27 protein-coding genes are annotated in these 26474 nt (G+C 60.5%); 20 read left to right on the top strand and 7 right to left on the bottom strand.

The window, feature by feature from the left end:
- The first annotated feature begins 67 nt into the window (after positions 1-67).
- Positions 68-196: a hypothetical protein gene (locus IVA81_RS40445; protein WP_256469295.1), complete on the top strand. Its 129-nt coding sequence runs from the start codon at positions 68-70 to the stop codon at positions 194-196.
- A gap of 295 nt (positions 197-491) precedes the next feature.
- A complete protein-coding gene (locus IVA81_RS03810) occupies positions 492-1283 on the top strand; it encodes a class II aldolase/adducin family protein (RefSeq protein WP_247312442.1) in 792 nt (263 codons plus the stop codon).
- Between the two features lie 372 nt (positions 1284-1655).
- On the opposite strand, the gene IVA81_RS03815 is transcribed toward IVA81_RS03810, so the two are convergent.
- Positions 1656-2441 carry an SDR family oxidoreductase gene (locus tag IVA81_RS03815; protein WP_247312445.1) on the bottom strand — a complete coding sequence of 262 codons (786 nt, stop codon included), beginning with the start codon at positions 2439-2441 and terminating at the stop codon, positions 1656-1658.
- 113 nt (positions 2442-2554) lie between these two features.
- Entirely contained in the window at positions 2555-3499 is a 945-nt protein-coding gene (locus IVA81_RS03820; protein WP_247312448.1) for a dihydrodipicolinate synthase family protein, read from the bottom strand.
- A gap of 345 nt (positions 3500-3844) precedes the next feature.
- Between IVA81_RS03820 and IVA81_RS03825 the strand changes: the two genes are divergently transcribed.
- The 15 genes from IVA81_RS03825 (at position 3845) to IVA81_RS40450 (ending at position 18891) form a co-directional block, all read left to right on the top strand.
- Positions 3845-4747, top strand: a complete 903-nt coding sequence (locus tag IVA81_RS03825) for a GntR family transcriptional regulator (protein WP_247312451.1) — start codon at positions 3845-3847, stop codon at positions 4745-4747.
- A gap of 572 nt (positions 4748-5319) precedes the next feature.
- Positions 5320-6129: an ABC transporter substrate-binding protein gene (locus tag IVA81_RS03830; protein WP_247312454.1), complete on the top strand. Its 810-nt coding sequence runs from the start codon at positions 5320-5322 to the stop codon at positions 6127-6129.
- A 12-nt stretch (positions 6130-6141) separates the two neighbouring features.
- Positions 6142-6867 carry an amino acid ABC transporter permease gene (locus IVA81_RS03835; RefSeq protein WP_247312457.1) on the top strand — a complete coding sequence of 242 codons (726 nt, stop codon included), beginning with the start codon at positions 6142-6144 and terminating at the stop codon, positions 6865-6867.
- Between the two features lie 15 nt (positions 6868-6882).
- Entirely contained in the window at positions 6883-7617 is a 735-nt protein-coding gene (locus tag IVA81_RS03840) for an amino acid ABC transporter ATP-binding protein (RefSeq protein WP_276578178.1), read from the top strand.
- Between the two features lie 23 nt (positions 7618-7640).
- Positions 7641-8804 (top strand): M20 family metallopeptidase, encoded by a 1164-nt coding sequence (locus IVA81_RS03845; RefSeq protein ID WP_247312461.1) that lies wholly within the window; start codon positions 7641-7643, stop codon positions 8802-8804.
- 4 nt (positions 8805-8808) lie between these two features.
- Positions 8809-9897, top strand: coding sequence for a mandelate racemase/muconate lactonizing enzyme family protein (locus IVA81_RS03850; protein ID WP_247312464.1), 1089 nt, complete (start codon positions 8809-8811; stop codon positions 9895-9897).
- A gap of 3 nt (positions 9898-9900) precedes the next feature.
- Positions 9901-11073 (top strand): Xaa-Pro peptidase family protein, encoded by a 1173-nt coding sequence (locus tag IVA81_RS03855; RefSeq protein WP_247312467.1) that lies wholly within the window; start codon positions 9901-9903, stop codon positions 11071-11073.
- Positions 11074-11112: 39 nt separating this feature from the next.
- Positions 11113-12009 carry a dihydrodipicolinate synthase family protein gene (locus IVA81_RS03860; RefSeq protein WP_247312469.1) on the top strand — a complete coding sequence of 299 codons (897 nt, stop codon included), beginning with the start codon at positions 11113-11115 and terminating at the stop codon, positions 12007-12009.
- Positions 12010-12065: 56 nt separating this feature from the next.
- A complete protein-coding gene (locus tag IVA81_RS03865) occupies positions 12066-13289 on the top strand; it encodes an aminotransferase class I/II-fold pyridoxal phosphate-dependent enzyme (RefSeq protein ID WP_247312471.1) in 1224 nt (407 codons plus the stop codon).
- A 48-nt stretch (positions 13290-13337) separates the two neighbouring features.
- Positions 13338-13478, top strand: coding sequence for a hypothetical protein (locus tag IVA81_RS03870; protein WP_247312474.1), 141 nt, complete (start codon positions 13338-13340; stop codon positions 13476-13478).
- A 38-nt stretch (positions 13479-13516) separates the two neighbouring features.
- Complete coding sequence (locus tag IVA81_RS03875) at positions 13517-13693, top strand: hypothetical protein (protein WP_247313342.1); 177 nt, start codon at positions 13517-13519, stop codon at positions 13691-13693.
- A gap of 297 nt (positions 13694-13990) precedes the next feature.
- Complete coding sequence (locus IVA81_RS03880; RefSeq protein WP_247312477.1) at positions 13991-15265, top strand: MFS transporter; 1275 nt, start codon at positions 13991-13993, stop codon at positions 15263-15265.
- Between the two features lie 205 nt (positions 15266-15470).
- Entirely contained in the window at positions 15471-16319 is an 849-nt protein-coding gene (locus IVA81_RS03885; RefSeq protein ID WP_247312480.1) for an AraC family transcriptional regulator, read from the top strand.
- 106 nt (positions 16320-16425) lie between these two features.
- Positions 16426-18354 (top strand): autotransporter domain-containing protein, encoded by a 1929-nt coding sequence (locus tag IVA81_RS03890; RefSeq protein WP_247312483.1) that lies wholly within the window; start codon positions 16426-16428, stop codon positions 18352-18354.
- 405 nt (positions 18355-18759) lie between these two features.
- Positions 18760-18891, top strand: a complete 132-nt coding sequence (locus tag IVA81_RS40450) for a hypothetical protein (protein ID WP_256469296.1) — start codon at positions 18760-18762, stop codon at positions 18889-18891.
- On the opposite strand, the gene IVA81_RS03895 is transcribed toward IVA81_RS40450, so the two are convergent.
- From IVA81_RS03895 to IVA81_RS03915, 5 genes are read right to left on the bottom strand one after another with little or no spacing between them, the layout of a single operon-like run.
- Positions 18878-19663 carry an enoyl-CoA hydratase/isomerase family protein gene (locus tag IVA81_RS03895; protein WP_247312486.1) on the bottom strand — a complete coding sequence of 262 codons (786 nt, stop codon included), beginning with the start codon at positions 19661-19663 and terminating at the stop codon, positions 18878-18880. The genes IVA81_RS40450 and IVA81_RS03895 overlap by 14 nt on opposite strands.
- Positions 19660-20541, bottom strand: a complete 882-nt coding sequence (locus IVA81_RS03900) for an amidohydrolase family protein (RefSeq protein WP_247312489.1) — start codon at positions 20539-20541, stop codon at positions 19660-19662. Before IVA81_RS03900 ends, IVA81_RS03895 begins: the two co-directional genes overlap by 4 nt.
- Positions 20542-20555: 14 nt before the next feature.
- Positions 20556-21185 carry a carboxymuconolactone decarboxylase family protein gene (locus tag IVA81_RS03905; RefSeq protein ID WP_247312492.1) on the bottom strand — a complete coding sequence of 210 codons (630 nt, stop codon included), beginning with the start codon at positions 21183-21185 and terminating at the stop codon, positions 20556-20558.
- Positions 21182-22429, bottom strand: a complete 1248-nt coding sequence (locus IVA81_RS03910) for a CaiB/BaiF CoA-transferase family protein (RefSeq protein ID WP_247312495.1) — start codon at positions 22427-22429, stop codon at positions 21182-21184. The genes IVA81_RS03905 and IVA81_RS03910 overlap by 4 nt, the downstream gene beginning before the upstream one ends.
- Positions 22422-23036 (bottom strand): glutathione S-transferase family protein, encoded by a 615-nt coding sequence (locus IVA81_RS03915; protein ID WP_247312497.1) that lies wholly within the window; start codon positions 23034-23036, stop codon positions 22422-22424. Before IVA81_RS03915 ends, IVA81_RS03910 begins: the two co-directional genes overlap by 8 nt.
- Positions 23037-23183: 147 nt before the next feature.
- Here IVA81_RS03915 and IVA81_RS03920 point away from each other — a divergent pair, with 147 nt between their 5' ends.
- The 3 genes from IVA81_RS03920 (at position 23184) to IVA81_RS03930 (ending at position 26224) form a co-directional block, all read left to right on the top strand.
- Entirely contained in the window at positions 23184-23912 is a 729-nt protein-coding gene (locus IVA81_RS03920; RefSeq protein WP_247312500.1) for a GntR family transcriptional regulator, read from the top strand.
- A gap of 169 nt (positions 23913-24081) precedes the next feature.
- Positions 24082-25365, top strand: a complete 1284-nt coding sequence (locus IVA81_RS03925) for an MFS transporter (RefSeq protein WP_247312505.1) — start codon at positions 24082-24084, stop codon at positions 25363-25365.
- Positions 25366-25522: 157 nt separating this feature from the next.
- Positions 25523-26224: an alpha/beta hydrolase gene (locus IVA81_RS03930; RefSeq protein WP_247312508.1), complete on the top strand. Its 702-nt coding sequence runs from the start codon at positions 25523-25525 to the stop codon at positions 26222-26224.
- Positions 26225-26474 lie beyond the last annotated feature (250 nt).

A 26474-nucleotide genomic window follows, 5' to 3' on the forward strand; every position in this document is an offset into this window, starting at 1 on the left:
AGCGGGTTGGTACTGCCCGGACGACAGAACAATGGCTAGGAGAGGAACTGCCATGGAAAATTGCCACATGATCGCATACGCCATGATCACGATGCCGGACATCGACATGGAAGACGTCCAGTTTGGGCAACTTCTCGTCGTTCTCGTGGCCTTATCGGTCGCCGTGGTGGGCCGCTTGGCTGCGTTTGTCTTCTGAGCCCCTCATGATGCGGTCGATATCGCCGCGGGGCTCACGCAAAACTCGGCGAGCGAGTGTAGGAGGATAAATTGCGGCCCGCGGGGCGATACCGAAGCAAAGCCTGTGCTTGCCTGGTTTATTCCGACCATCAGGAATGGATCGGCGAGACGATTATAGTCCCGTAAGTCAACGAACTTCCCGCCTAAGCAGGGTGGTTTCAATTCCAGACCCTGTATTCGAAGATCGTAAAAGAACAGCCGGATCTGCTCAACTGAGGTGCCGGCCAACCAATAATCTTGTTCGGAGGTATCGCATGAACGCCCAAACTTCCCTTGGAAAAGTCAGCCAGAACGCTCGGGCCGCCGACGAGCGGCTGGTCCGTGAGGACCTCGCTGCGCTGTATCATGTGTTTTTTGATCTAGGCTGGTGCGAACACATCTACAATCACATCACGGCTCGCGTCCCGGGTCCCGAGAAGCACTTTCTGATCAATTCGTTCGGGCTGGCGTACAACGAAGTCACGGCTTCCAATCTCATCAAGATCGATCTTGATGGGAATAAAGTTGTGGACGTTCCGGGTCGCGTCAACGCGCCGGGGTTCACGATCCACTCTTCGGTTCATGCCGCGCGCGATGACGCCCATTTCATCGCCCACACGCACACGACTGCTGGAGTGGCCGTTGCTTGCACGGATGAGGGGCTCTCGCATCACAGCTTCTACGGCGCGATGCTTTACGACCAAATCGCGTATCACGATTTCGAGGGCATTTCGACGGATCTCGGCGAGCGCGAGCGCCTCGTCAAATCGCTCGGCAACAAGAACTACATGATCCTGAGACATCATGGGCTTCTGACCTGCGGAAGGACTGCCGCGGAGGCGCTGTTCCGCATGACGGTCTTGCAACGCGCATGCGAGGTGCAGCTCGCAGCTGCAACGTTCGGGAAAGGCTGGCGGCCTTTGCCCGAAGAGATTCTGCGCCGTACGACGCGTCAGATGCAGAGCGAGGTTGCAAAGGGCTTCGACGAAAAGACCGCCTTTGGGCAAGATTCGTTCGAAGCTTATCGGCGCGCATTGGACGCAAAGGGTTCTCGTTACAGGGACTAAGAGCGGTACCGGCGCGGTTCGCTGGCTGCGGCCAGCCTCTCGCACCGCAAGATCGGACAGTCATCATCCGGCATGCCCGCGAGTTCCCGCGCGAGAGGACGGCTCTGGGCGATGCCAACTCACACCCTGGCGGAACGTCTCCGGGTGTCGCATTGCTTGGCGGACTCTGTTGCCTTCGATTTGTGGAGCCGGACAATGCGAGATAGGCGAAGCAGGATAGATTCAGCTCCGCGGAAGTGAATTCCATTGTCGGAGAGACGGCAGTGGAGGTCGATGAACGTCTGGGGAGAGGCGGTGCATTGGTGAAAGCTTAGACCAACTCATTCTTGCGCGCGGCCGTAGTCGAGAATTTTCGCGACGCCACCTCGATTGTCAAATGCTGGCGATCAAGCCACCGTCGATGCGAATGACACTCCCCGTGAGGTAGGACGCCCGTTCGCTCGCCAGGAAGGCGACGACATCTCCGTACTCCTCCGGCCTCCCATAGCGACCGAGGGGGATAGATCCCGTGCTCTCGGCCGCAACGGCTTCGACGCTACGTTTTTCGCGCTTGGCCTTTTGCTCGTCCAGGAAGCTGATGCGTGCCGTCGCGATCCGCCCGGGCAGCACAATGTTGGTTGTCACGCCGTCACCACCGACCTCGCGCGCAAGGGTTTTCGACCAACCGACCAGCGAGAGTCTGAGTGCATTCGAGATGCCTAGATTGGGGATCGGCGCTACCACGCCCGACGAGGTCGAGGTGATAATCCGCCCCCATTTGCGCGCCCGCATGCCGGGCAGCACCCGATCCGTAAGAGCGATAACTGACAGCACCATCGACTGGAAGTGCTTGGCCCAGAGGTCGCTCGGCTGGCCAGAGGCCTGCGTTGGCGGTGGACCGCCCGTATTGTTGACGAGGATGTCGACCGGGCCGAGTTCAGCCTCGATCTGCCCGACACGAGCTTCTGTGACCGAGAGATCGGCAAAATCCCAGACCAAGGGGAGGGCGGTGTGACCACCGCCCCTGATTGCTTCTGCCGTACGGTCAACCGCGGCTGGATCGATATCGCCCAGCGCGATGCGTGCGCCCTCGCGCGCCAGTGCTGAAGCAATCGCGCTGCCAAGTCCGCCTCCGGCGCCAAGTACGAGTGCCGTCTTTCCGGAAACTCCAAGGTCCATAATTCAGTCCTGCTATGTGGTGAGTTCGTCCCGTCTGACCGTGCGAGTCCGGCCTCGTGCCCAAGGGCGCGGCCCTCCGCCGCCCCTGGACGCTTGGCATCCCACACCGGTGATCAAGCGGCGAGCGGCTTGCAGGCTGCGCGCTGATCGACCCGCGCGATCCGCGAAAGCAGATAATCGACCTCGGAGCGGGCCGCGGCCGTGAATGCGCCGGCTGGCTTGCGTTGAGCAGGCGAGGAGATCAGGCCGCGCCGCGCCAGGATGTATTTGCGGGCACTCAAGCCGACGCCAGGCTGCTGCTCGTAGCGCAAAAGCGGCAAGTGAAGATCGAACAGATCGTGCGCGGCGTCGCGCTGGCCCGATTGTGCAAGCCGGACGAGTTCGACCAACATGTCGGCGAAGGGATAGCCGGTCATGGCACCGTCTGCACCACGCTCGGTCTCGAAGTCGAGAAAAAGCCCGTTGTTGCCGCACAGAATGGAAACGTGCCGGAGTGAACCTTCTGCTTCCCATTTGCGCAGCGTCGAGATCTTCTCGAGGCCCGGCCAATCCTCGTGCTTCACCATCACACAGGACGGATTGTCGGTGATGATGCGCTTCAGAACGCCGGGCGCCATCACGACGGAGTAATTCAGCGGGTAATCCTGGATGCAAAATGGGGTTTCGGAGCCAATCGCTTCTGCAGCTTGAGCATAGTAAGTGACGATCTGATCATCGGTCCGCAGCGTACTCGGCGGCGCGATCATCACGCCTGCCGCGCCAGCATCCATCGCGGCAGACGAAAGCGTCCGCATAGATGCAAAACCTGCCGCCGAAACTCCTACGATGACAGGAAGCTTGGGCGCGCGTTTGATGAAGCGCGATGCGACGTCCAGTGCTTCCTTGGCGTCGAGCTTCGGTGCCTCGCCGAGCACGCCAAGCACTGTCATGCCCGTTGCACCGGATTCAAGATAGAAGTCGCTTAACCGATCGATCGAATTGAAGTCGATACGGCCATCCTCGTGGAACGGCGTCGGCGCAATCGGATAGACGCCCTTGGCGCTGACTTCGAGTTTCATTGCATTTCTCCTGAAAATCCCGAGCGCAAAAGCAACGGTGATATTGTTTTAATTAATATAAATAGTACAATTAGATTAAGCCGTGGTCAAGACACCATCAGTTTGTCTTGCCCCGGAGCTCCCGCGGTGAAAAGGCATCCCGAGAAGAGCTTTGCTCAACATTTCTCGGTTCAGGCTCTCCGTGCCACTCGTTTTTTCGCCAAAAGCGGCTTACAAGCAAAATGATCGATTCATTTTCCAAGAGAGCGATCGACAAACGAAGGCCTAGCGGGGGGCGCCGAGCGAGCAGGGTATGGACGAGAATTGTGTGGAACGATTGCAGTCGTACAAGCGAGGCTCAAGCTGATGTCTCGTCCCAGCCGCTATCGGCTCGCCAATCAGATCCTCGATTTCATCCGGGACGCCCGCTTTGGGCCTGGGCACCATCTGCGGGAACAACACATCAGCGAACTGCTCGGCGTATCGCGGACGCCAGCGCGTGCGGCACTCAGCTTGCTGGAAGAGCGAGGGATCCTGGAATCTCGCAAGAACCAAGGCTTTTTTCTGAAGGCGGGGCCTCAAGAGCTACATGCAATCGACATGGAGGTCCCGGCCACGGCGGAACAGGATCTCTACACCAAAATCGTCGATGAGCGCCTTTCGGGGAAACTGGGCGAGACCTTTACTCAATCCGAGATCGCACGGCGATACGACGTCGATCGTGTTCTGCTTCAGAAGACGCTCGCCCAGTTGGTCAACGATGGATTGCTGTCGCGAAACAGTGGTCGAGGTTGGACCTTCCAGCCGGCCATCGATTCCCAGATCGCATTGCGCAATAGCTACGATTTCCGTAAGACGATTGAACCCGCTGGAATCCTGCTCGACACGTTTCAATTCGATAGCGCTGCGCTCGAGAAGGCCCGACGCCAGCATCTTTTTCTGGAGACCCATCCAAATATCGCGGCGGTCAATCCGACTTTGCTGTTCGAAACGGATGCTCAATTCCATGAGATGATCGCGGAATTCAGTGGAAACAACTTCTTTTTGCAGGCAATCCAACAGCAGAATCGCCTTCGGCGTCTCTTGGAATTCGGCGGATATGCCAACCGTCGCCGGGTGAAAGATTGGTGCCGGGAGCACCTCAAGATTCTGGATGCGGTCGCTTCCGGCGACAGGGCTACGGCTGCGCAACTCATGGCTGAGCACCTTCAGGCGGCCTTCAGCGCTTCGCCGAGCTACAAGAAGAATTTGGAATTGGTGCGAAGCTGATCGCATTATGCGCTGTTGCAGGCTAAGGCTGCGATGTGGAGCGGTGATGGGGCGCCATTTGAATTCTCCGCGCCCTGGTTCTCTTCCGTCCAAGGTCCTCTGAGGACGATCAAGCGAGTGCATTCCAGGGCTAGATAACTTTCCAGCCCACGGGCTCGCCGCAAGCAAAAGTTCGGCAGCCTAAGTTATTTCGATCAGACAGGGTCGAGGAACTGCCCGACGACTCTTTGCTATTTCGTCGCTCGGTCTTCCCGGTTCTCACTGAAGCACCTTCCGGTGCGCGGGAAATGGACAACTCGGCAGGAGTCACGGTGCTACTCGCTTACGTTCCGTCGCTCTCGGGGAGGGGGTGACGTGATTCCGGCGCGCGACGCAATTTCTGCGGCTCGGGTGGCCGGCGCCTGGGCCGGTGCGTACCAAGAACGCTAAGGAATACAATTTCAATCACGATTTTGCCTCCTACGAAGGCCGGATGTCTACGAATTCACAGCGTTATGCCTTACAATTTGGCTTGACCCCATTGGAAAGAATTGTACTATTGTAGCCAATTAAATCAATCGAGAGGGGTCGCCATGTCACGCTTGCGCCTTGTCTGTGGAATCTTTTCGCTTTTCCTCTCTGGTCCGGCCCTGGCTGCCGACATCTCCTCCGCGGCGCTGGTTGAAAAGGGGGCGCTCACCTACGGCGTCGCCGCCACCTTCGCGCCTCTCGAATTTCAAAAAGACGGCAAGCTGACGGGCTTCGACGTCGACATGATCGGCCTGTTGGCGAAGAAGCTCAGCGTCGAGCCAAAGCCGATGAACATGGAGTTCAAGGGGCTCATCGTCGCGCTGCAAGGCGGCCGCGTCGATATGATCAACTCCGGAATGTATATCAATGAGCAGCGCTCGGGGCAGGTCGATTTCATTCCCTACCTGAGGATCGGTACCCTCGTCGTCGTTCAAGCGGCCAATCCGTCCAAGATCACCGGCCGCGACAATTCGTTGTGCGGCAAAACGATCGCGGTCACGCTCGGCGGCATCCAGGAGACTTACGCGCGCCAGGATGACAAGCGATGTCGCGACAGCGGACAGTCTGGCGTCACCGTGATGACCATGCCGACTGCCCAGGATTCAGCGTTGACCGTTCGACAAGGCCGCGCGGACGCGTTCTTCAATTCGACGCCCGGTTCGGTCGAATTGATGGACAAGGTACCCGGCGTGTACGCCGTCGTCGGTCAGGAGTTTGAGGCGACCACTCAAATTGGCATGGCAGTCCGAAAGGGCGACGCCGCAATGAAGATCGCGCTTGAAGCTGCCCTCAAGGAGATCGTTGCTGACGGCTCATACAAAAAGCTGATCGAGACCTGGAAGTTTCCCCTCTCCGTGTCGCTGTTCGATTGAGGAGGTCTGAACATGTCGCTCGATCTCGTCTTCCATTACCTTGTCTCGCCGATCTTCATTCGCGGCGCCGTGATGACCTTGCTCTTGACGGTCGCCTCACTGTTCTTCGGCGTCCTCATCGGTCTCGTCCTTGCGCTTATACAGGAGACGCAGACGCGCGCCGGGCGTATCGGGACGCTCGCATATCTCTGGGTATTTCGCGGCACTCCGGTACTGTTTCAGATCATCTTCATCTACAACGTGCTGCCTTCTTTCGGCATCAAGCTGTCTGCCTTCGTTTGTGCGGTGTTGGCTTTGTCGTTGAACGAGGGGGCCTACATGGCCGAAATCGTTCGGTCTGGACTTCAGGCGGTCAAAAAAGGCCAGCGCACTGCCGGTCTAGCCCTTGGCATGACGACCAGTCAGATGATGCGATATGTCGTCATTCCTCAAGCCGCCCGTATCGTGTTGCCGCCGATCGGCAATCAGATGATCGGCATGCTCAAGCTCAGCGCGCTCGTGTCGGTGATTGCCGTCGAAGAGTTGCTATTGGTCGCAAATCAGACGGCCAGCGCGGACTTTCGCTATTTCGAGGCACTGAGCGCCGCCGGCATCTACTACCTCGTGCTGACGACAGTGTTCATGGCCATCCAGGTTGCCATCGAAAGCGCTCTCGACCCCAAGAAGCGCAGGCGCACGCGCCGGGTCTCGTTGACCGAGCGCTTGCTCGGAAGCGCCGAAACGCTTGCTGTACGCTAGAGCGAGGGAAACGCCATGCAACATCTGCTCGAAATTGTCGGCATCAACAAGAGCTTTGGCAGCCTTCAGGTTCTAAAGGGGTGCGGACTTCAGGTGAATCCATCGGAAACGGTCGTCCTGATTGGCCCTTCGGGATCCGGGAAGTCGACACTGTTACGGTGTGTCAACCTGCTTGAAACGGTCGACAGCGGCGACATCTTGTTCCAAGGCGAGAATATCACCCATAGTCACCGTTCAGCGCATCTTCTGCGTCGGCAGATCGGCATGGTCTTTCAGAATTTCGAACTGTTCTCCCATCTCTCCGCAGTAGAGAACATCATGTTGGCGCCCGTGAAGATCCTGGGTCTCAGCCAGGCCGACGCCCATGACATTGCAACAGACTTGCTGCGCAAGGTCCAGATTCCGGATAAGGCGGATGCTTTCCCTGATGAATTGTCCGGCGGGCAGCAGCAGCGCGTAGCTATTGCCCGAGCGCTCGCGATGCGGCCCCAACTGATGCTCTACGATGAGCCGACGTCGGCGCTTGACCCCGAAATGATCCGAGAAGTGCTCGACGTCATGACGCAGCTCAGCTCCGAGGGCATGACCAGTATTGTCGTGACCCATGAGATGGGTTTTGCCCGCCGTGCAGCCGATCGTATCGTGTTTATGGAACACGGCGAGATCATCGAGAGTGCGCCAAGCGATCAGTTCTTCAACGGGACGGTCAACGATCGCGCAAGGCGATTTCTCGATCAGATCTTGCACTAACAGCCAATCGCCGGAGTCCACCGATGTCCACTTCTCCCGATGCTGCGCGCATGAAGCGCGAACTGGCGAGCCTCATCGCTATTGACACCCAGAATCCTCCAGGCCATGAGGCGAAAGCCGCAGCCTATGTGCAACAGCTCCTGAAAGCGGAAGGATTCGAGGTCTCGCACCAGGAATACAAGCCTGGGCGTATCAATGTCATTGCACGCTTGGACAACGGTGCTGGACCTACATTCGCATTCAACACCCATATGGATGTCGTGCCGGTGGGCGAGGGCTGGTCGTCCGACCCATTCACTCTTACCGAGAGGGATGGTCGATTTTACGGCCGCGGTGCCTGTGACTGCAAAGGACCGCTTGCGTCCATGCTGGAAGCAATGCGCATGCTCAAAACCGAGCGTGGCGCCTGGTCGGGAACGCTGCTCGGCATCTTCGTCGCCGACGAGGAGATAGCGAGCGAGGGCGCCAAGTTCTACGCTGCGGGCCGCCCGAAGATTGACTTTGCGGTCGTGGGCGAGCCGACCTCGAACGCGACGTTCACCGCGCACAAGGGCAGCCTGCGCCCGGTCGTGCGGGTGCACGGCGTCACCGCGCATTCAGGCACGCCTCACCTCGGCGAGAACGCGATCTATCGAGCCGGCGAATTTTTGCGGCTCATCGCGGAGCATCACGAGAAGGTCGTACGTCACCGTAGTCATCCTCTCGTCGGCAGCGCGAGCGTCACCGTCACGAGAATCAATGGCGGTCACGCCGATAATGTGCTGCCGGGAAGCTGCGATCTTCTCGTCGATCGCCGGATGGTGCCCGGAGAATCCGAGGAGGTAGTCAAGCGGGAGCTTGGTGATCTGCTTACAGTGGCCCGGGAGCGCTTTGGGGTGCGAGCCGAGATCGTCGACTACAAGGCCACGACTGGCGGAGCGACGAATACTCCGGTGGAGAGCCCCATTGCGCAGGCGAGCCTCGCCGCAAGCAGGGCCCACGGCGTTGCCAAGCCTGGACCCTTCGGCTTTCAGGGCGGCTGCGACCTCGTGCATTTCGCGAGCATCGGTGCACAGGGAACTGTCATTGGACCCGGCGACCTCGCCGTCGCCCACAAGCCCGATGAATTTGTTCCAATCGATGAGTTCATCACCTCAAGCCTGATCTACCGCGATGTGGCGAAGGCCATGCTGCGAAACGGGGGCTGAGCCATTGCGCGTCTCCCTCCATTCCGCGCATTTGCACTATGGCGGTGGGCTTGCCCTCCATACGGCCTCCTCGGGCCGGATAGTGCATCTGTCGGAACTCTATTTGCGTCTGGATGACGGAACGTCAGTCGGTGTCGGCGAGGTGCGTGCCAACATCTCCTATCTCAACGGCTTCTCCGAGGAGTACGTCGTCGAGAAGACTGTTTCGGCAATCAGCTCGATCGATTGGAAGCGCGATCCGGCAGAGTTGCTCGCCAGTCTGAAGGATTCGGCAGCGCCGCTGATTGCGCCGGTGCGTTGTCTGATCGATTGCGCCCTACATGATCTCGTGGCGCGTCGCGCCAAAAAGAGCGTTGCGGCATGGCTCGGCGCCAATGAGCCGACCGTCGCCGCAAAGACGAACCAAACGCTGTTCTGGTCGTCCATGCAGGATTTCCTCGAGCGGGCGCAGTCCTACGTTGATCGCGGCTACGTGGATCTCAAAGTGCGCGTGGCCGCCGGTGACTTCGCTGAAGATGTAAAACGGATCGCTGCCTTGCGCGCGCGCTTCGGCAGTCAAATCAAGATCGCGGCGGACGCAAATGGACGCTGGAGTAGCGCGGAGGCGATCGAAAAGCTCGATGCGTTGGCCGGTTACGATCTTAGATACGTCGAACAGCCGGTCGCCCCGAACGATTGGAACGCAATCGACCGTCTCGCCGACAAAACTCCGATACCAGTGATGCTCGATGAGAGTATCGCGGGCGCGAAGGACGTAACGAGCGTTTGCGGATACGGTGGCCGGATTTTGGCTCATCTCAAGCTCGTGAAGCTCGGGGGAATTGGTCCGACCATAGCGGCTGCGCAAGAGCTTTCCGCGGCCGGCGTGCCGTTCATGATTGGCCAGATGAATGAAGGCGCCGCGGCTACCTCAGCGGCCCTTCAGGTCGCTTGCGCGGTGCGGCCCGCCTTCGCCGAACTCTACGGAGCCGATGGGCTCGTTGACGATCCAATCACAGGCATTTCTTACGCCGCAGGCGCGGTGCATGCCGATCACGCAACTGGCCTCGGCGTCGTCTTCGACCCTGCGGTCACCCAACTCATCGGAGCATAAGACATGAGCAACCAAGCCGTTCAACAGGGCGCCGAGTCGGCATTCCCAAAGGCGGAATATGATCAGAGGGTCGCACGCGCTCGCAAGTTGCTGGCCGGCGCCGGAATTGATGTCATGGTCGTCACCGGCCCCGAAAACATCTTCTATCTCACTGGGCAACAGACGCCCGGCTATTATACGTTCCAGGCACTCGTCCTTCCGGTGGAGGGCGAGCCTGCCTTCGTGATCCGGCAGCTCGAGTATTTCAATTTCATCTCGAACACCTTCATTGCCAATGCGGAAGTCTATCAGGACGGCGATCAGCCGGTGGATTTCCTCGTCAACGTCATCAAGAGCAAAGGCTGGGCATCGAAGCGCATCGCTATCGACAAGCGCGGCTGGTTCCTCCCGATCGCCACTTATGAAGCGCTTCAAGCCAAACTCGGCACGATTCATGACGGTGCCGGCATCATCGAGCAGCTCCGTGTGGTGAAATCGGCGGCCGAACTCGAAAAGCTCGCCAAGGCGGCCTCCTACGTCGAAGTGGGCATGCGCGCGGGCCTGAATGCCGTGAGGGTCGGGGCGACTGAGAACGATCTCGTCGCGGCCATGATGGGGTCGTCGATCGCCGCCGGTTCGGAATATGTCGGCATGGAGCCCCTGGTTTCGGCCGGCCGGCGCTCCGGCGTGCCACACGGCACCTGGCGTCGCGGACGGCTCGCGAACGACCAGCCGGTGTTCCTCGAAATGGCAGCATGTCACGATCGCTACCACGCCGCCCTCATGCGGTCGGCATGGCTGGGGGCGATGCCGCAGGTCGCGACCGACATGGAGAAGACCTGTCAGGAAGGACTTGAGGCCGCAATCCAGGCCATCCGTCCCGGCGCGCCTTGCGAAGCGGCTCACAATGCCTGCCAGAAGGTGATTGATCGGGCCGGCTATACCGAGAACTTCAAGAAGCGCGCCGGTTACAGCGTCGGCATTTCGTTCGCGCCCGATTGGGGTGAGGGCGGTATTCTCAGCCTCTACACCGGCGTCACCACCGAGCTTCGTCAAGGCATGACGTTCCACATTCCAGTGGCACTCCGCGTATTCGGTCAGTTCACGGTCGGCGTTAGCGAGACGGTCGTGGTCACTGAAACGGGATGCAAGTCGCTCAGCGCAATCGATCGGCCGATCCTGCGGATTCCGGGCTGACGAAAAGAGCTCCAACAAATCTTCTCGAGGAAAAACACCATGAAAGACATCGCGGAATGCAGCGCGCGTCTGCACGGACTATTCAATATCACCGTTACACCGTTCAAGGCCGACGGTGCGTTCGACTATGCGGCCTTGGCCGAGAACATCGAACGTGTGATCGGCCTCGGCTTCGATGGCATCCTGATCGGCGGCACCTACGGCGAGTTTCCGGTCATGTCACCGGACGAACGCGCCAACTTGTTCCGCAAAGTCATGGATATTGTGGGCGACAAGGTCCCGGTCATGCTTTGCAGCGCCGGTTCCGATGCTCGTGTCGTGCGGGATTTAACCAAGCTGGCCGGCGATCTTGGCGGATTGCCGATGGTCACGCCACCTTACGTATCGGAAATTACGGATGATCAGATCGTTGCTTTTTTCCGCGAGATGACGCCGCTGTCGCGGACAGGCGTGTTGATCTACAACGCGCCAGGCATTGGCGTGAATCTGCCCGCATCGGTCATCGAGCAGATCGCGGATATCCAAGGCGTAGTCGGTATCAAGCAGGGCGATCTGAGCCCCACGGTTATCGACGTTCTTGCCAACCGGCTCAAGGGCCGCATCAAGCTGTTCTGCGCATCAGATCTCGCCTTCCTCGGGCCAATGATGTGTGGCTTCGACGGCATCAGTTCGACGAACAGCTGTGCACTTCCCGAGATCATTCTCAAGACCTTCCGGGCCGTTGAAGGCGGGGACGCTGCGACCGCCCGTGAATTGCACCGGTCCTGGTATCCGCTTCGCGAGCTTGCTCGTCGCTTTGGCCAACCCCAAACGACGAAGGCTGCGATGAACGCTCGCGGCTTCAAAGGCGGCAGCGTGCGCCGTCCGTTGCTCGATCTCGAAGGTGCCCCCTTGGCCGCCGTCAAAGCCGCAACGACGAAAATTACGTCGGCTTAATCAACATTGGTATCTGCTTAATCGATGGCGCCCGTGCCGGGTCCGGAGAACCAGCCATGCTCGATAACTATACGACCACACTCGCGCCGCGGGTCACGCGCCTTCGGCGCTCGCCCACGGCGGCCATCTCGGAGCGTATCCGCGCGTTACGCTCCGAGGGACGTCAAGTCGACAATCTCGGAGAGGGTGAACTCGATTTCGAGACGCCACAGCATATCCGCAACGCAGCGCATGATGCCATCGAGGCCGGAGACACGAAGTATACGGCGGTCGGTGGAACGCCCGCCCTGAAGGCCGCTATCATCCGCAAGTTGGAAGTGGAAAACGGCCTCACCTACAAACACTCCGAGGTCATTGCCGGCTGCGGCGCCAAGTCGCTGATCCTCAACGCGATGCTTGCGACCCTGCGCGAAGGGGACGAGGTCATCGTGCCCGCCCCGTACTGGGTGTCTTACCCGGACATGGTCTCGCTTGCCGACGGCAAGCCTGTGATCGTCAATTGCGAGGAGAATGCCGGCTGGAAGCTCAGGCCGGAGGCGCTTGAGGCCGCGATCGGGCCCAGAACCCGATGGGTCATCCTCAATTCGCCGAACAATCCCACGGGCGCCGTTTATGGCCCCGAGGAATATGCTGCCCTCGCAGGGGTGCTGTTACGCCATCCCCAGGTGATGGTGCTTGCCGACGACATTTATGAATTATTGCGATTCGAGCGCTCCTATGTCGCGCTACCTCAGATCGAGCCGCGCCTCAAATCTCGCACCCTGCTCGTAAACGGTGTCTCGAAGAGTTATTCGATGACCGGTTGGAGGGTCGGCTACGCTGCTGGTCCGCAAACAATGATTGGGGCCATGGAAGTGCTTCAATCTCAAAGCACCTCAAATCCGACATCGATCAGCCAAGCCGCGGCAGCGCGCGCACTTGAAGCCGGGACGGGCTTCGTTGGAGATTGGATCAGTACTCTGCGATCACGGCGCGACATCGTCATTTCAGTGCTCAATGCGACGCCAGGTTTTCGCTGCTCCGAACCGGAAGGCGCCTTTTATGTCTTCGTCAACGTCGCTGGCTTACTTGGCTGTCGGACTCCGGCGGGTAAGCTTATCGAGAACGACCTCGATGTCGCCACCTATCTTCTCAACGAAGCGGGTGTCGGCGTCGTTCACGGGGCCGCATTCGGTATGTCCCCATACGTGCGTATTGCCTACGCGGTTGACACGGATGTCTTGCGTGCCGCTTGTGACCGCATCCGCAAAGCGTGTGAAAAACTCGTGAGACCGAGCTGAGGCTCGCCGAACGCTCGACCCATCAACGGGCGTAGCCCGCGCAAGCTGTTGCTGCGCGCCCGGGAGGTGGCGGCGCTCGCAGGCGGTATCGTCGTCGAGCCATTGGTGCGTAGCCAGTTCTCCTCCGAGTTCCTACTCAACCTCAATTTGATCGACGGTGTCGTCGCTGGCGACGACTTTCGATTGTGACTGCAAAAAATTCTAGAAAATCAACCGAGAAAAGACCCATGAACGCGCATTTCAAGCCAATCAAGCTATCGTCCCGATTATCGGCCGTTCGTGCTTCGCCGACCATCGCTATCACACGGCTTGCCAACGAACCGCGCCGCCAGGGGCGCGATGTCATAGGGCTGTCGCAAGGCGAGCCGGACTTCGACACGCCCGTGCTACGTCAGCCCTGTTGAGTTCGGGAGCAAGGTGAGATTAGCTTAACCCGCTGTCCATCAATCCGGCAGCAGCTCGGGTTAAGTTTCCATTGTTGGATAAAGAATTTATGGCAGCATGTTGGAAAGCTAAGGGACGACCATGATGGAGTTGCTAGGCGGTGCCCCTTGCATCACCAGAGGGTTTGGCAGCGCTGCAATGCATCGCGCGAGCAATCCTTGATGCTGGAGACTCCAGGTGGTCAATCGAAGGTTCGCTTATCGCGACCAGAAGGCGACCCGCACTTACCTTATGGGCCGCGCTATCCGACATATGGCATGAGCCTGCTGGTTTTCGCAAATGTACTAAATGCCCTGGACCGGCAGATCGTTAACGTTCTGGCCGAGCGGATAAAGCAGGATCTTCAACTCGCAGACTGGCAGATCGGCGCGATCGGCGGCCTCGCATTCGCGCTCTTCTACACGGTATTTGGTATTGTAATTGGCCGGCAGGCGGAACGCCGCGATCGTCGTCTCATCATCAGCATATCATTGGCGACTTGGTCGGCTTTCACCGCGCTCTGCGGCCTTGCTCAGAATTTCGTTCAGCTCCTGTTGCTGCGCGTGGGAGTGGCGATCGGTGAGGCCGGTTGCACGCCTGCTTCACACAGCCTGATATCAGACTACGTACCCAAGGAAAGACGCGTGTCCGCGCTTGGCATTTTTTCGGCAGGTGCTCCGCTGGGCTTTTTGGCAGGCATGGCCCTGGGCGGCCTGGTTGCCGATGGCTTCGGCTGGAGGGCTGCCTTCGTCGCTGCCGGGCTGCCGGGTCTCCTGCTTTCGTTGCTCCTCCTGACGACATTGCGGGAGCCTCGAAACCTGCGAGCTGCCGCCCCGACACCGGCCTCCAGTCTTCGCGCCACGTTGTCCTATCTGGCGAGCAAGCGGACCTTTCGCGTGTTGGTCGTTACAGGGTCCCTGATCGCGTTTATTGGGTACGGCCAAGGCCTTTTCATCGTGTCCTTCTTTCTCCGATGTCATGGCGACGAGCTGGTCGGATTGACGTCAGAATTCAATGCCGCTTTTGGCTTCAAGCTCCAGCCTCTCGGGTTCCTGGGAATCGCCTTGGGCCTGATAGCGGGGATCACCGGCGCTATAGGCGCATCGCTCGGGGGCCTTCTGGCAGATTGCCTCGGCCGCCGGGATCCACGCAGCTCCATGATTATCCCGGGGGTGACCTCGTTCCTGCTCGTGCCGATATTTATCGCCGTTCTCAGCACGAGCTCGATCAAGGTCGCCTTGTCGATGATGGTCGCTTGCGGAGCATTGTCGACGGTATTCGCTGGGCCGTTGTTCGGAGCCTTTCAGTCGATTGTGCCGCGGCACATGCGGGCGACAACCGCGGCCATTCTATTGTTTTCGATGAACTTGGTCGGCCTTGGCCTGGGTCCCCTGACCGTTGGCGCGCTATCAGATTGGATCAATATCGGTCTCGGCTACGGGCCGGCTGAAGGGGTTCGTTGGTCGTTGACCGTCGTTACCTTGGTTGGTCTCGTCCCCGCCGCCCTGTTTGCGACCGCTCGACACTCCCTGGGTAAAGACGAAGTGAGCTGAAGGATGCAGCATGCCAAGAAGGCGAAGGCGAGCTCCGATAAAATGTCATCTCTAGATTGCCGTCAGCGTTCGAGCGTAAACGCTCACTCTTGCGCAGCGCGACTTAGGTCCAGCCCCTCGCGCCGCTGAACGTCCATATTGACAGCAAGGAGGCCATGCAGGCAGCTTCATCGGGCGGCGGTAAGGGGCAAAGGATATCCTGGACATGCTTAAGGTACCCAACATGCGCTGGTATGAAGGGTACGAGCCCAAGCCGAAGGTCCTTTTGAGCACGCTCGGCGATACGCGGTCGGGGATGGCGTTCCAGGAAATCGAGTCACCGCGCTTTGGATCGTTCGATTCAGCTGCGAGCATGTTTTCTCTGGGCTGGACCCTTGACCCGCTGTACGTGCGGGCTGATGGCAGCCGGACATTCCGGACCGTCGATAGATTCCCACGGCTGATGCTGCCCGGCGATGGCGGCCACGGCGAATGGCAAGGGATCGCGCGAACCGTTATCCTTTGCGTGTACGACGATCTCATCGAAAGTACTTTCGGCCAGTCGCTGGCCTGCTTCGCGAAGCCCCAGTTGACGGATCGGCATTTCGGCAAACTTCAGCACTATCTCGAGATGATCAGGGCTGATGTCAGGGCGGGTAGCCCGGCGGGCGGTGCTGTTGCGCAAGCCCTCGCGGTAGGTGTGTTGAGTGTCGTGTTTCCTGACGATGACCGCTCCCGGCGTCTGCAGGAGCAAAAGGACCCGACCAAGTTCGCGAGGATGGCCGACTATATCGACGCCAACCTCAGACAGGACCTGCGGCTCGACCAAGTCGCAGAGCGGGCTGACGTGGGTATCCGTCACATGTCGCGCATCTTCAAGATGATGACCGGCCTTCCGCCGCACAAGTACATTGTGCGGAAGCGATTGGACAAGGCCATTGAGATGATCCGCGGTGGTGGTATCGATCTTAGCGAGATCGCTGCGGCGGTGGGTTTCAGCAGTCATGCCCACATGACGGCAGCATTTCGCCAGATTATGAATCGCGTGCCGTCACAATTTCGCAACACTCAATAAGTTGCCGCGCAGCCGAGTCCTGTTTCTGAAAGTGCGTCCCGATCGCGATAGCGCAGCTTTTCTGAAGGCGACCTAATCCCCTCCATAAAAAATAGGGGGGGGGACCATGAAGTTAAGGCTTACGGCCATTTCGACGGCATTGGCATGTTGCGTCGCAGCAAGTTCAGCAAAAGCGCAAAGCTTTGGAAATTTCTATGCGTTCGGCGACAGCCTGACGGACTGTTGCAATACGCCGTATGCTCGTTACACGAACTACGCGAACAAAAGCTCGCCTAACTGGGCCGACCAGGTGCCACTGCTGATCGGCGCATCCTACACCGCCAGCCCCCAGAGCAACTTCGCAATCGGAGGGGCACAAAGCGGGGATCACAACATCAATTTTGCCTTGGAGACCGGGTACGGCGCTCCAACGGGGCTCTTGCCCCAAGTGGCCAGATTCAGAGCAGGGAATGTGCCGGTCGGTCCGCGGGATATCGTCGGTCTGTGGATCGGAACGAACGACATCCTGGCCGCAGCGCTTCCGACGACACCGACAATCTTCCAGCCGATCGGGGCACGCCCCGATGTGGCGACCTTCACGAGCAACGTGATCGGGAATGTGCGAACTGGCATCGACAGTCTGGTGGCGAGCGGATTCCGCAACATTATCCTGGTCTCGCCTTATGATTTGAGTCAGCCAGCGACCTACGCCGGATATGGCGCCTCGAACAATGCCACGACCCGCGCATACGGCCAACAGTACTCCGTTGCGATCCGTGATCAGCTTGCAACCCTCTATACGCCGGGCGTGAACACTTACTTTCTTGATACGTTGACCTTGCTGAACCGGGTCCAGGCAAATCCCGCAGCATATGGGTTCGTCCACTACACCACCCTGGATACATGTTACGGGTCTCCAACCTGTTACTCGGCCTCGACTGCCGTACAGAACACCTATGTCTTCAACGACAACATCCACACGACCACCGGCTTCGACGCGCTCATGTCGAAATATATCGGCAACATGATCAACGCCCGCGAAGCGCTTTCCGCTCCGGGGGATATTGCGCAAGGCGCGGGAGTTTCCTTTTCCAATTCGCTGATCGATCGCCTCGATGCGCAACGGCGTGCCGCCGCCTCCAATGCATTCGACGCGCTGGCGGCGTACATGCCGGCAAAGGTTATGGGACCCGTTTCAGTCCCGCAGGACGACAAATTCTCGGTCTTTGTCGAGGGCGCCGGCGCCCGGCTGTCGCAAGCCGGCGTAGCGAGCCCGAATGGTCCGGCGAATTCCGATATCGGTGCCAATTTCGCGGGCCTTACGATAGGCGCCGGGTATCAAGCTGCAAAAAACCTGTTCGTGGGAGCGGCCTTCAACTTCTACACCGCGAGCACCGATCTCGCCGGACTCAGCCGCACGCACCTTGACTCGAATTCGTTCCAGGGAGCGCTGTTCGGTTCGTTGTCCTATCCGCATTTCTTTCTCGACGGTGCGGTAACCTATGGGTTGAACAAGCTCGGCACGAGCAGGCCCGGAGTAATTGATACGATTAGGGGCTCGGTGGATGGGAATACCTTCACCCTGGCGGGTCGCTCGGGCTATTTGTTCGACGTGGGCACGATGAAGGCCGGCCCGATCGCTGAATTTGCCTACAGCAACGTCCGACTGGGAAGTTACTCCGAACGGGGCGACGATCTGCTGACGCTTGGGGTTAACGGTCAAAATTTTGATGGCTTGACCGGCGGGGTCGGAGCCCAGATCAGGGCCAACATTCCGTTCGCGCGCGCCAGCTTCAATCCCTTCATCAATCTCACGGCCCAGCATGATTTCCTTGGTGGTGTCCGGACCGTCACCTCATTCAGTACGGATGCACCGCTGCTGTTGATCAACACGGCTGGTGGTCGCACTCCAAGCGACATCTATGGCAAGGTTTCCGGCGGCTTCGATGCGAATCTTGGAAACGGCTTCAAGGGACTGCTGACGGCATCATCGACCTTTGGTCGCAGTGGTGGCGACAGCTATTCGCTCAACGGCGGATTGCAGTACCAGTTTTGAACGCGGTTGGGGAGGAACCCATCGTCCGATCAGCAAAAGGGAGCCTGCGGCGATCATAAGCCGCGGGCATATAGCTAAACATTTTTCAATGGACTCGACCCAGTTCGGAGGGCCGATGTCTCGAGCGCAGCACAGGGTTCAAATGAACTACCGACGAGATCAGGGGCGTTGGCCGGTCACCGTTGTCCGAGGACGACTAGCTCCGACGAGTAAATTGAAGGACTCTGTGAAGATCATCAATCTTCAAATACCGTCGCGCATCATGAATTCGTTAAAGCGCGGCGGCTTCGAGACAGTTGGAGAGATACGAACGGCTTCAGATCGAGATCTGCGGTACCTGCGCGGAATTGGGCCTCTGGCTCTCCGCTACTTGAGAGAAAAACTCAGTCCGATGAGCCACTGTTGATGTTGGCCTACCTTCGCACGCGCGTGATCCTCGTGCTGGAGAAGTCGGGACGCGCAGTCACTTGCAAGGGCGTCGAGGCGATCGAGTTGTTCCGCATTCGCGTCCTGCGGCACGGCATCAGCGCCCCTTGAAGACCGGCTTTCGCTTTTCGCGGAAGGCGGCCAGTGCCTCCTTGGTGTCCTCGGTTTCCGCGAGCGCGGCAGTCTGGCCCTGCTCGTAACGATAGCCGTCGCGCAGCGGCATTTCCTCGGTAAGGCCAAACGAGCGTTTGGCGGCAACCACCGCGAGAGGCACCTTGTCGGCAATGGTCCGGGCAATGGCAGTAGCCTCCTCGAGAAGCTTTGCCTTTGGAACGCACAGAGATGCAGCGTTCATTCGCAGCAACTCGGGCCCGTAGATGCGCTTGGCCGTGTAGATCATCAGGCGTGCGTCGGACGGGCTGAAGGCGCGCAGCACGTGACGGACGCCGCCGGCGAGTCCGTAGTCGACCTCCGTCATGGAGAGGAACGCCTCCTCGGCGACGACGAGGATGTCGCAGACGAGTGCAAGGACGCATCCCGCACCGATCGCGGCGCCATTGACCGCGGCGATCACCGGCTTCGGACATTCGAGCACGCAATCGAATGACGCACGAACCAGCCGGTTGTGCCGCGAGTACCCACCGGGCTCCGCTAGGATTCCGGGGCGCTCGGAAAGATCCGCACCTGCGGAGAAGGCCTTGCCGTCGCCGGTCAGGACGATTGCGCGGACGTCGACGTCCGCTCCGAGCACGTCGAAGACGCGAATGCATTCCTCGCGGAAGCGTCGGTCCTGCGCATTCACCGGGGGCGCGGTGATCGTGATGGTCGCGACATGGGCGTCCACCGTGACGCGAAAGCGTTCGATGTCCTCTAATCCTCTCATGCTCGTTCCTCCTCGTTAAAGTCATAGAGTTCGGCCGGATTCGCGGCCAGGATGCGCCGGATGAGCCCGGAATCGTCGATCCAATCCTGAGCGAGATTGGCGAGATATCCGGCGTCCGGCGCCGGCTGGATGCGGATGTAAGGCCAGTCGGAGCCCCATACGAGCCGGTGCGGCGCGCGCTCGACGAGGCGATCGTGGAGGGGACGGATGCGCGCGTAGTCGGATTCGCCGGCGGAGAGCCGGCAAATCACCAGCTTGATCCACAGCGCGCCGTCCCCGAGCAGATCGACGATGCCCGCGAAGGCCGGCCCGTCCGGACCTTCCTTCGGATCGGGGCAGCCCATGTGATCGATCACGAGCGGTACGCCGAGCCGGAGCAATCCGGGCAGATGCTCCGCGAGCTGGGATGCGCTGGCCCAGAGCTGGGCATGCAAGCTCAGCTCGCGCATGCGCGGCGCGAGGGCTTCGAGCGCGGCAAAGCCGACGCTGCCGGGATAGCGTTCGCCGGACGGCGCGCGCATTTCGGTGAAGCGCAATCCGACAATGCCGCCCATGCGCCAGCGCGCGAGCGTCGCATCGTCGATGGAGTCGTCAGTCACCGCTATTCCGCGCAAGGACTCGGGAGCGCCGGCGATGGCGGCCAGCATGGCGCCTGGATCGTTGGCATAGGGCGCCGGTTGCGTGAGCACGCCGCGCGCTACGCCGAGCCTGTCGCGAGCGGCGGAATGAATCTCAGGCCCTGCCTCGGGAAGCGCATAAATGGACCGTTCGGTGGGCGGAAAGCGATCGAAAGGTCCGAAGACGTGGCTATGTGCGTCGCAGGCTCCACATGGAAGGGCGCGCGCCGGTGCCGAGACCGGCGGCGCAGGGACGGTCATGACCGACCCGCCGCTCACGCTGCCGCTCCGAGCCGTCCCGCCGGCAGGGCGACCAGATCGTTTTCGGACGGCAGCGCTTCGGTGCCCTCGGGAAGCGGCAATCGGTGCGCGTTGAGCGTCATCGCGACCATCGTGTAGTAGCCGATCACGGCCGTCAGCTCGACCACGCCGCGGGTTTTCCAGCGTCGCTGGATCTCATCATAAATCTCCGCTTCGACCTGACCGCTCTGCTGCAGAGTTCGCGCAAATTCGTAGACTTCGAGATCCGCCGTGTCGGAGAAGACAGGTGCTCGCTTGGCGGCGATGGCTTCGATCACCGTTGCGGGCATTCCGGCGGTCGCGCAGGCGCGGGCGTGCACCCACCATTCGACCTGGCTGGTCCAGCGTCGGGCCGTGACGAGGATGGCAAGCTCGTTCAATCGCGGCGGCAGGCAGGTGCGGTAGCGCAGGAACTCGCCGAATTCGGACCACAGCGCGGCGAGCTCCGGACTGTGGATCGCGGCGCGGAGCGGACCGATCATCTGGCCGCGTGGTCCCGACACCACCTGATCATAGATCTGCCGCTGCGCGGGACTCATCTCGTCGGTTCGGAGGAGCGGAATGCGCGTCGCGTCGCGAGATGCCGTCTTGCTGTCGATGCTCATACAATGCCCTCGGCCGCGAGTGCGGCGATCTCGGTTTCGCTAAGGCCAATCTCTGCGAGAACCGACTGCGTATGCTGACCGAGCGTGGGAGGCGCCCGGTCGAAGCGGAGCGCAGCGTCCTGCATCCGGATCGGGCTGACGATCTGGGGCAGGCTTCCGGCGATTGGATGGGAAAGATGCTGAAGCATCTGCCGGTGCCGGACCTGATCGTCGGCGAGAACCTGGTCGATCGTGTTGATGGGGGCTGCGGGTACGCCGGCCTCGTCGAGGGCGCTGACGATATCCTGCCGGGTCCACCCGGCGAACTGCGCGCCAAGCAGCTCGGTCAGCGCGGTGTTGTTGGTCACGCGCGCGGCGTTGGTGCTGAACCGGGGATCACCGGCCCATTCGGACCTACCGAGGACCGAACAGAGCTTGGCAAACTGGCCATCATTGCCGACCGCGAGGACGAACGTCCCGTCCGCGCAGGCGAACACGTCCTGCGGTTGGATGTTCGGATGCCGGTTGCCGCCGCGCGTCGGAACGCGGCTGGTGAGCAGATGGTTCATCGCCTGGTTTGCGAGGATCGCCGCCGACACGTCCAGCATCGCAAGATCGATGGTCTCGCCCTGGCGCGTCTCTGCAGCGCGCGCCAATGCGGCCAGGATCGCGACCGCCGCGTACATCCCTGTCATCAGATCGATGATGGGAATGCCCACCTTCTGCGGACCCGCTCCGGGGCGGCCGTCGCGTTCGCCGGTAATGCTCATCAGCCCGCCCATTGCCTGGATGGCGAAGTCATAAGCGGCCTGATCGCGGCGCGGTCCGTCCTGACCGAAGCCTGTCACCGAGCAGTAGATCAGCGCGGGGTTGAGCGCCCGAAGTGACTTCGCATCCAGTCCGTAGCGGGCGAGCGCGCCGGCCTTGAAGTTCTCGATGACGACGTCGGCCTTCGCCGCGAGCTGCCGCACGATCGCCTGTCCCTTCGGCTGCGCGATGTCCACGGTGATTGACCGCTTGCCGCGATTGACCGCGAGGAAGTAGCCGGCATCCGTGGTGGTCCGGCCCTCCGCGTCTTTCAGGAAGGGCGGGCCCCAGCTGCGCGTGTCGTCGCCGCTTTCCGGCCGTTCGACCTTGATCACATCGGCACCAAGATCAGCCAGGATCTGCGTCGCCCAGGGGGCGGCCATAATGCGGCTGAGATCGAGCACGCGGATATGGCTGAGTGGACCGCTGCGTTCGGCGGGTGAAGCGTCGTCAGCCATCGACGGCCTCCGTGGCTTGCGCGGACGGACGGATGGCAAAGCTTTCGTGCCATTTGGAAAGATGAGGACGGCCGGCCCGCCAGTCGAGCTCCGCAAAACGGAAGTCGGCATAGGACAGCGCGCAGCCAAGCGCGATCTCGCCGATACCGAAGCTCGACGTGGGGGCGTCCGCAGCCTGCTGTTCGAAGCGATCGAATGTCGTGTTGACCTTGGTCGCGAACGCCTCGATCCACGCCTCTGTCTGCCGCTCCGCCGGTTTAGTGCGCTCGTTTCGCCACAGGATCAGCAGATCGAGCAGGCCGTCCGCAAGCGCCTGCTGGCTGAGCGCGCGCCAGCGCGCCGGCCCTTCAAGCGGCACCAGCACGCCCGGTCCTGCCAAGCTGTCCAGATATTCGACGATCGTCCGCGAATCGAGCAGGACATCTCCGTTGTCCAGGACCAGGGTCGGGATCTTGCTCAGGGGATTGTCCGCCATGATGACGGGATTCGGCGTCGGCAGGGCTGCAACGCTGCGCACGCATGTGATGCGCTCGGCCAGCCCGAGCTCATGTGCGGCAACCATCACCTTGCGGACGTAGGGCGAACGAGGTGACCAATGAAGTTTCACCGGCGCCCTCGTCGGAAATGGACATGAGACATCTGGGCGTTTCCTGTGGTGTCGCGTTATGATGAACCTCGCCTTAGAGGAGAAAAGGTCATATGTCTAGCTTATTGGTCATAGTTGCCCCGCAGTCCTGTCATGTCTAGCCGCACCGTGTCCCCGGCCAAGCCGGATCTCTCGCGCAGCAACGTGGCCCGCTACGTCCAACTGGCGACACTGTTTCGCCGGCACATCGAGTCCGGCCATTGGGCGGCAGGTGACCAGATCCCGACAGTGGACGAATTGGCGGCGCAACATGGCGTGGCGCGGGCCACCATTCGCCAGGCGCTCGGCATCCTCGAGAGCGATGCCCTCATCAGCCGCTTCAGGGCGAAGGGGACTTTCGTCAACGCGCAGAAGCGCCAGCATCTTTGGCTCGACATGACCACGGATTGGCGCGGGCTTCTGAATGCGCGAGAGGGCGCCGTCATCGAGGTGCTGGAAGAGGAAGACGTAAGCGTTCTGCCACTGCGTTTTCATGATATCGGCACGCCGACGCCACGATATCGCCGGCTGAGGCGGCGTCATTCGCGCGATGGTCAAATATTTCTCGTCGCCGACGTGTTCATCGACGCGGAGTTCTTTCCCCTCATTCCGCGTGAAGCCCTGAGCAGCACGACGGCGATGCGTCTGGCGACCTTCTTTCCGCGCAATATCGGCCACGCCCATCAGACGATCGTGATCGGCACCGCCGATCTCGAGATGTCCGCGCTGCTCGAGCTTTCACTGAACGCGCCTGTCTGCCTCGTCGATCGATCGGCCGTCGATGATCGAGGGTGCCTCATCCTCCTGTCAAAGGGCGTCTACCGGGGGGACCTAGTTCGTCTGGACATGCGACTGTAAAACGCCGCTAGACAACTTTAGCCCTATAGTCCATATTTATGGCATAAAGGCCGCCGCGAGCGCGGCCGAGGGGAGGTTGTGCGTGACGGATAGAACCACTGATACGCCGGGTCACCAGGAGGTGGACGCAACCTTTCGCAAGGTGGCCTGGCGCCTCATTCCAATTCTGATGCTGGCCTATGTGCTTGCCTTCATCGACCGCGGCAATGTCGGGTTCGCGAAGCTGCAGTTCATGGGGGATCTGCATTTCAGCGAGGCGACGTTCGGCCTCGGCGGCGGTCTTTTCTATCTCGGCTACAGCGTCTTCGAGATACCGAGCAATCTTTGGCTCGCCCGCATCGGAGCGCGGACCACTCTGCTGCGCATCATGGTCTGCTGGGGGCTTTGCTCGGCTGCGCTCGCTTTCATGACCGCGCCTTCTCATTACTACATTCTTCGTTTTCTGCTGGGGGCCGCCGAGGCCGGCCTGTTTCCAGGGGTGCTGTTCTATCTCACCACCTGGATTCCCCCGTCGCGCCGCAGCCAGTTCACTGCGCTGTTCATGTCTGCGATTGCTATTTCCGGCATCATCAGCGGGCCCTTGTCCGGCGCGATTCTCGGCGCGACCGACGGGCTGCTCGGCCTGAAGGGCTGGCAATGGCTGTTCATCATCGAGGGATTGCCTTCGGCGTTGACGGGCATCGTCATCTACTTCGTGCTCGCCGACAGCCCTCAGACGGCCAAGTGGCTCTCCGCGCGCGAGGTTGGGATCATCACTGCCGAGTTGCAGAGCGAAGCGAACACCGGCCAGCAGCAGCGTCAGCATAATTTTGCGGCTGCGCTGCGCGATAAACGCCTGTATCTCCTTGCGGGCATGTCGGTCGGTCTGATCGCGGGCGGCGCCGGCATTCCGCTCTGGCTTCCGACCATTCTCCGGGGGACCGGAATTCGGGATTCGTTCACGATCGGTCTGCTCTCTGCCATCCCCTACATTGTCGCCGTGGTTGTCCAGCAACTCATTGCACGAAGCTCCGACCGTTTGCGCGAGCGCCGCTGGCATGCCGCCGTGCCGACACTGCTTTGCGCCGCCGGATGGGTTCTGCTTCCGCAAGCGATGGGGCACCCGTGGATGGCGATTGGCCTGCTGACGGTGATGACGGCTGGATATCTCGGCGCGACCGGCCCGTTCTGGACGATGCCCAGCCTCTATCTGTCAGGGTCGGCCGCGGCCGGCGGCATCGCGATGATCACGACCTGCGGCGGCATTGGCGCCTTCTTTGCGCCGACGTTGGTCGGCTGGATGACCACGGCGACGGGGTCGCTGACTTACGGACTATACGCCTACGGCGCGATCATGACACTCGGCGCCGTGGTGATGCTCGTGGGAACGAGACCGATCGGATCTGCATCCGTTACAGCGCAGGCTCCCGACGGTGAGCTTCGGTTGGCAGCAAAGCAGCGCGTTGATGCCTGACGGAATTCGCATGACCAGAGCTGTTCTCGGCCGCGTCGGTATCGCGATGGGGTTTGCTCTTCATCTCACCATCGCATCCGCGGCCGATGGCCCATCGCGGGATGTCGTCGATGTCGGCGCGGCTCGGATCGAGGTGATCGCTGAAGGGCAGGGACCTGTGATCGTCGTGCTCCCATCGACCGGTCGCGGTTCGGAAGACTTCGACATGCTCGCCGGAGGACTCGCGAAGGTGGGCTTCCGGGTGCTGCGTCCTCAGCCTCGTGGTATCGGCGGTAGTGTCGGGCCGATGACGGATGTCAGCTTCCACGATTTCGCTAATGACATCGCAGGGATCATCAAGCACGAAGGCGGTGGTCCGGCCATCATTGCGGGCCATGCCTACGGCAATTGGATCGCTCGCACCGTGGCGACCGACCATCCGCAGCTCGTTCGCGGCGTCGTGTTGATGGCGGCGGGTGCGAAGACCTGGCCACGCGAGCTGAGCGATGCCATCACCACGATCAATGATGGCGGCCAGCCGGCGGCGTCACGATTGAAGGCGCTGCAATTCGCCTTCTTCGCTCCGGGCAACGATGCATCGTCCTGGCTCGAAGGGTGGCACAAGGATGTCACCGAGGCCCAGCGGGCCGGGGGCCTCAACACGAAACGGGAATCCTGGTGGGCGGGCGGCACGGCGCCTATGCTCGATCTGCAAGCCGCAGACGACCCATTTCGGCCACGTGACACGACCGATGAACTGAAGAACGATTTCGGCGAACGCGTGAGCGTTGTCGTGGTGCCAAACGCCAGCCACGCTCTTCCCAGTGAAAAGCCTGCAGCCGTCGTTCAAGCCATCGTCGCATGGTCGCGGGGCCTCTAAAGCGTGGCACTATCGAGCAGGACGCGCCGCGTTTGGGCAGGGACTTGACCGTCAGTGACTTAGTCCTGGTTCAGCTCACCCTATTATAGGCTGGACGTTCGGCTCCTTGGGGAGAAAGGCGCGCAACGCTCCTCTGACCCGAACCCCATAGCACCAGTGCGCCGCGAGTTGCATGACCGCCATATGCCAAGGCGACCTAACACCGAGCGAACCGTTAGTTGAGTACTGCAGGCAGACCAAGCCGACGCCG

Source organism: Bradyrhizobium sp. 141, assembly GCF_023074055.1.
Classification (GTDB): Bacteria; Pseudomonadota; Alphaproteobacteria; order Rhizobiales; family Xanthobacteraceae; genus Bradyrhizobium.

What these genes read in the sequence shown, in the direction of transcription:
- IVA81_RS40445 (WP_256469295.1), top strand. Translation starts at nt 68, where the DNA reads ATGATCGCATACGCCATGATCACGATGCCGGACATCGACATGGAAGAC.
- IVA81_RS03810 (WP_247312442.1), top strand. Translation starts at nt 492, where the DNA reads ATGAACGCCCAAACTTCCCTTGGAAAAGTCAGCCAGAACGCTCGGGCC.
- IVA81_RS03815 (WP_247312445.1), bottom strand. Translation starts at nt 2,441, where the DNA reads ATGGACCTTGGAGTTTCCGGAAAGACGGCACTCGTACTTGGCGCCGGA.
- IVA81_RS03820 (WP_247312448.1), bottom strand. Translation starts at nt 3,499, where the DNA reads ATGAAACTCGAAGTCAGCGCCAAGGGCGTCTATCCGATTGCGCCGACG.
- IVA81_RS03825 (WP_247312451.1), top strand. Translation starts at nt 3,845, where the DNA reads ATGTCTCGTCCCAGCCGCTATCGGCTCGCCAATCAGATCCTCGATTTC.
- IVA81_RS03830 (WP_247312454.1), top strand. Translation starts at nt 5,320, where the DNA reads ATGTCACGCTTGCGCCTTGTCTGTGGAATCTTTTCGCTTTTCCTCTCT.
- IVA81_RS03835 (WP_247312457.1), top strand. Translation starts at nt 6,142, where the DNA reads ATGTCGCTCGATCTCGTCTTCCATTACCTTGTCTCGCCGATCTTCATT.
- IVA81_RS03840 (WP_276578178.1), top strand. Translation starts at nt 6,883, where the DNA reads ATGCAACATCTGCTCGAAATTGTCGGCATCAACAAGAGCTTTGGCAGC.
- IVA81_RS03845 (WP_247312461.1), top strand. Translation starts at nt 7,641, where the DNA reads ATGTCCACTTCTCCCGATGCTGCGCGCATGAAGCGCGAACTGGCGAGC.
- IVA81_RS03855 (WP_247312467.1), top strand. Translation starts at nt 9,901, where the DNA reads ATGAGCAACCAAGCCGTTCAACAGGGCGCCGAGTCGGCATTCCCAAAG.
- IVA81_RS03860 (WP_247312469.1), top strand. Translation starts at nt 11,113, where the DNA reads ATGAAAGACATCGCGGAATGCAGCGCGCGTCTGCACGGACTATTCAAT.
- IVA81_RS03865 (WP_247312471.1), top strand. Translation starts at nt 12,066, where the DNA reads ATGCTCGATAACTATACGACCACACTCGCGCCGCGGGTCACGCGCCTT.
- IVA81_RS03875 (WP_247313342.1), top strand. Translation starts at nt 13,517, where the DNA reads ATGAACGCGCATTTCAAGCCAATCAAGCTATCGTCCCGATTATCGGCC.
- IVA81_RS03880 (WP_247312477.1), top strand. Translation starts at nt 13,991, where the DNA reads ATGAGCCTGCTGGTTTTCGCAAATGTACTAAATGCCCTGGACCGGCAG.
- IVA81_RS03885 (WP_247312480.1), top strand. Translation starts at nt 15,471, where the DNA reads ATGCTTAAGGTACCCAACATGCGCTGGTATGAAGGGTACGAGCCCAAG.
- IVA81_RS03890 (WP_247312483.1), top strand. Translation starts at nt 16,426, where the DNA reads ATGAAGTTAAGGCTTACGGCCATTTCGACGGCATTGGCATGTTGCGTC.
- IVA81_RS40450 (WP_256469296.1), top strand. Translation starts at nt 18,760, where the DNA reads ATGTTGGCCTACCTTCGCACGCGCGTGATCCTCGTGCTGGAGAAGTCG.
- IVA81_RS03895 (WP_247312486.1), bottom strand. Translation starts at nt 19,663, where the DNA reads ATGAGAGGATTAGAGGACATCGAACGCTTTCGCGTCACGGTGGACGCC.
- IVA81_RS03900 (WP_247312489.1), bottom strand. Translation starts at nt 20,541, where the DNA reads ATGACCGTCCCTGCGCCGCCGGTCTCGGCACCGGCGCGCGCCCTTCCA.
- IVA81_RS03905 (WP_247312492.1), bottom strand. Translation starts at nt 21,185, where the DNA reads ATGAGCATCGACAGCAAGACGGCATCTCGCGACGCGACGCGCATTCCG.
- IVA81_RS03910 (WP_247312495.1), bottom strand. Translation starts at nt 22,429, where the DNA reads ATGGCTGACGACGCTTCACCCGCCGAACGCAGCGGTCCACTCAGCCAT.
- IVA81_RS03925 (WP_247312505.1), top strand. Translation starts at nt 24,082, where the DNA reads ATGCTGGCCTATGTGCTTGCCTTCATCGACCGCGGCAATGTCGGGTTC.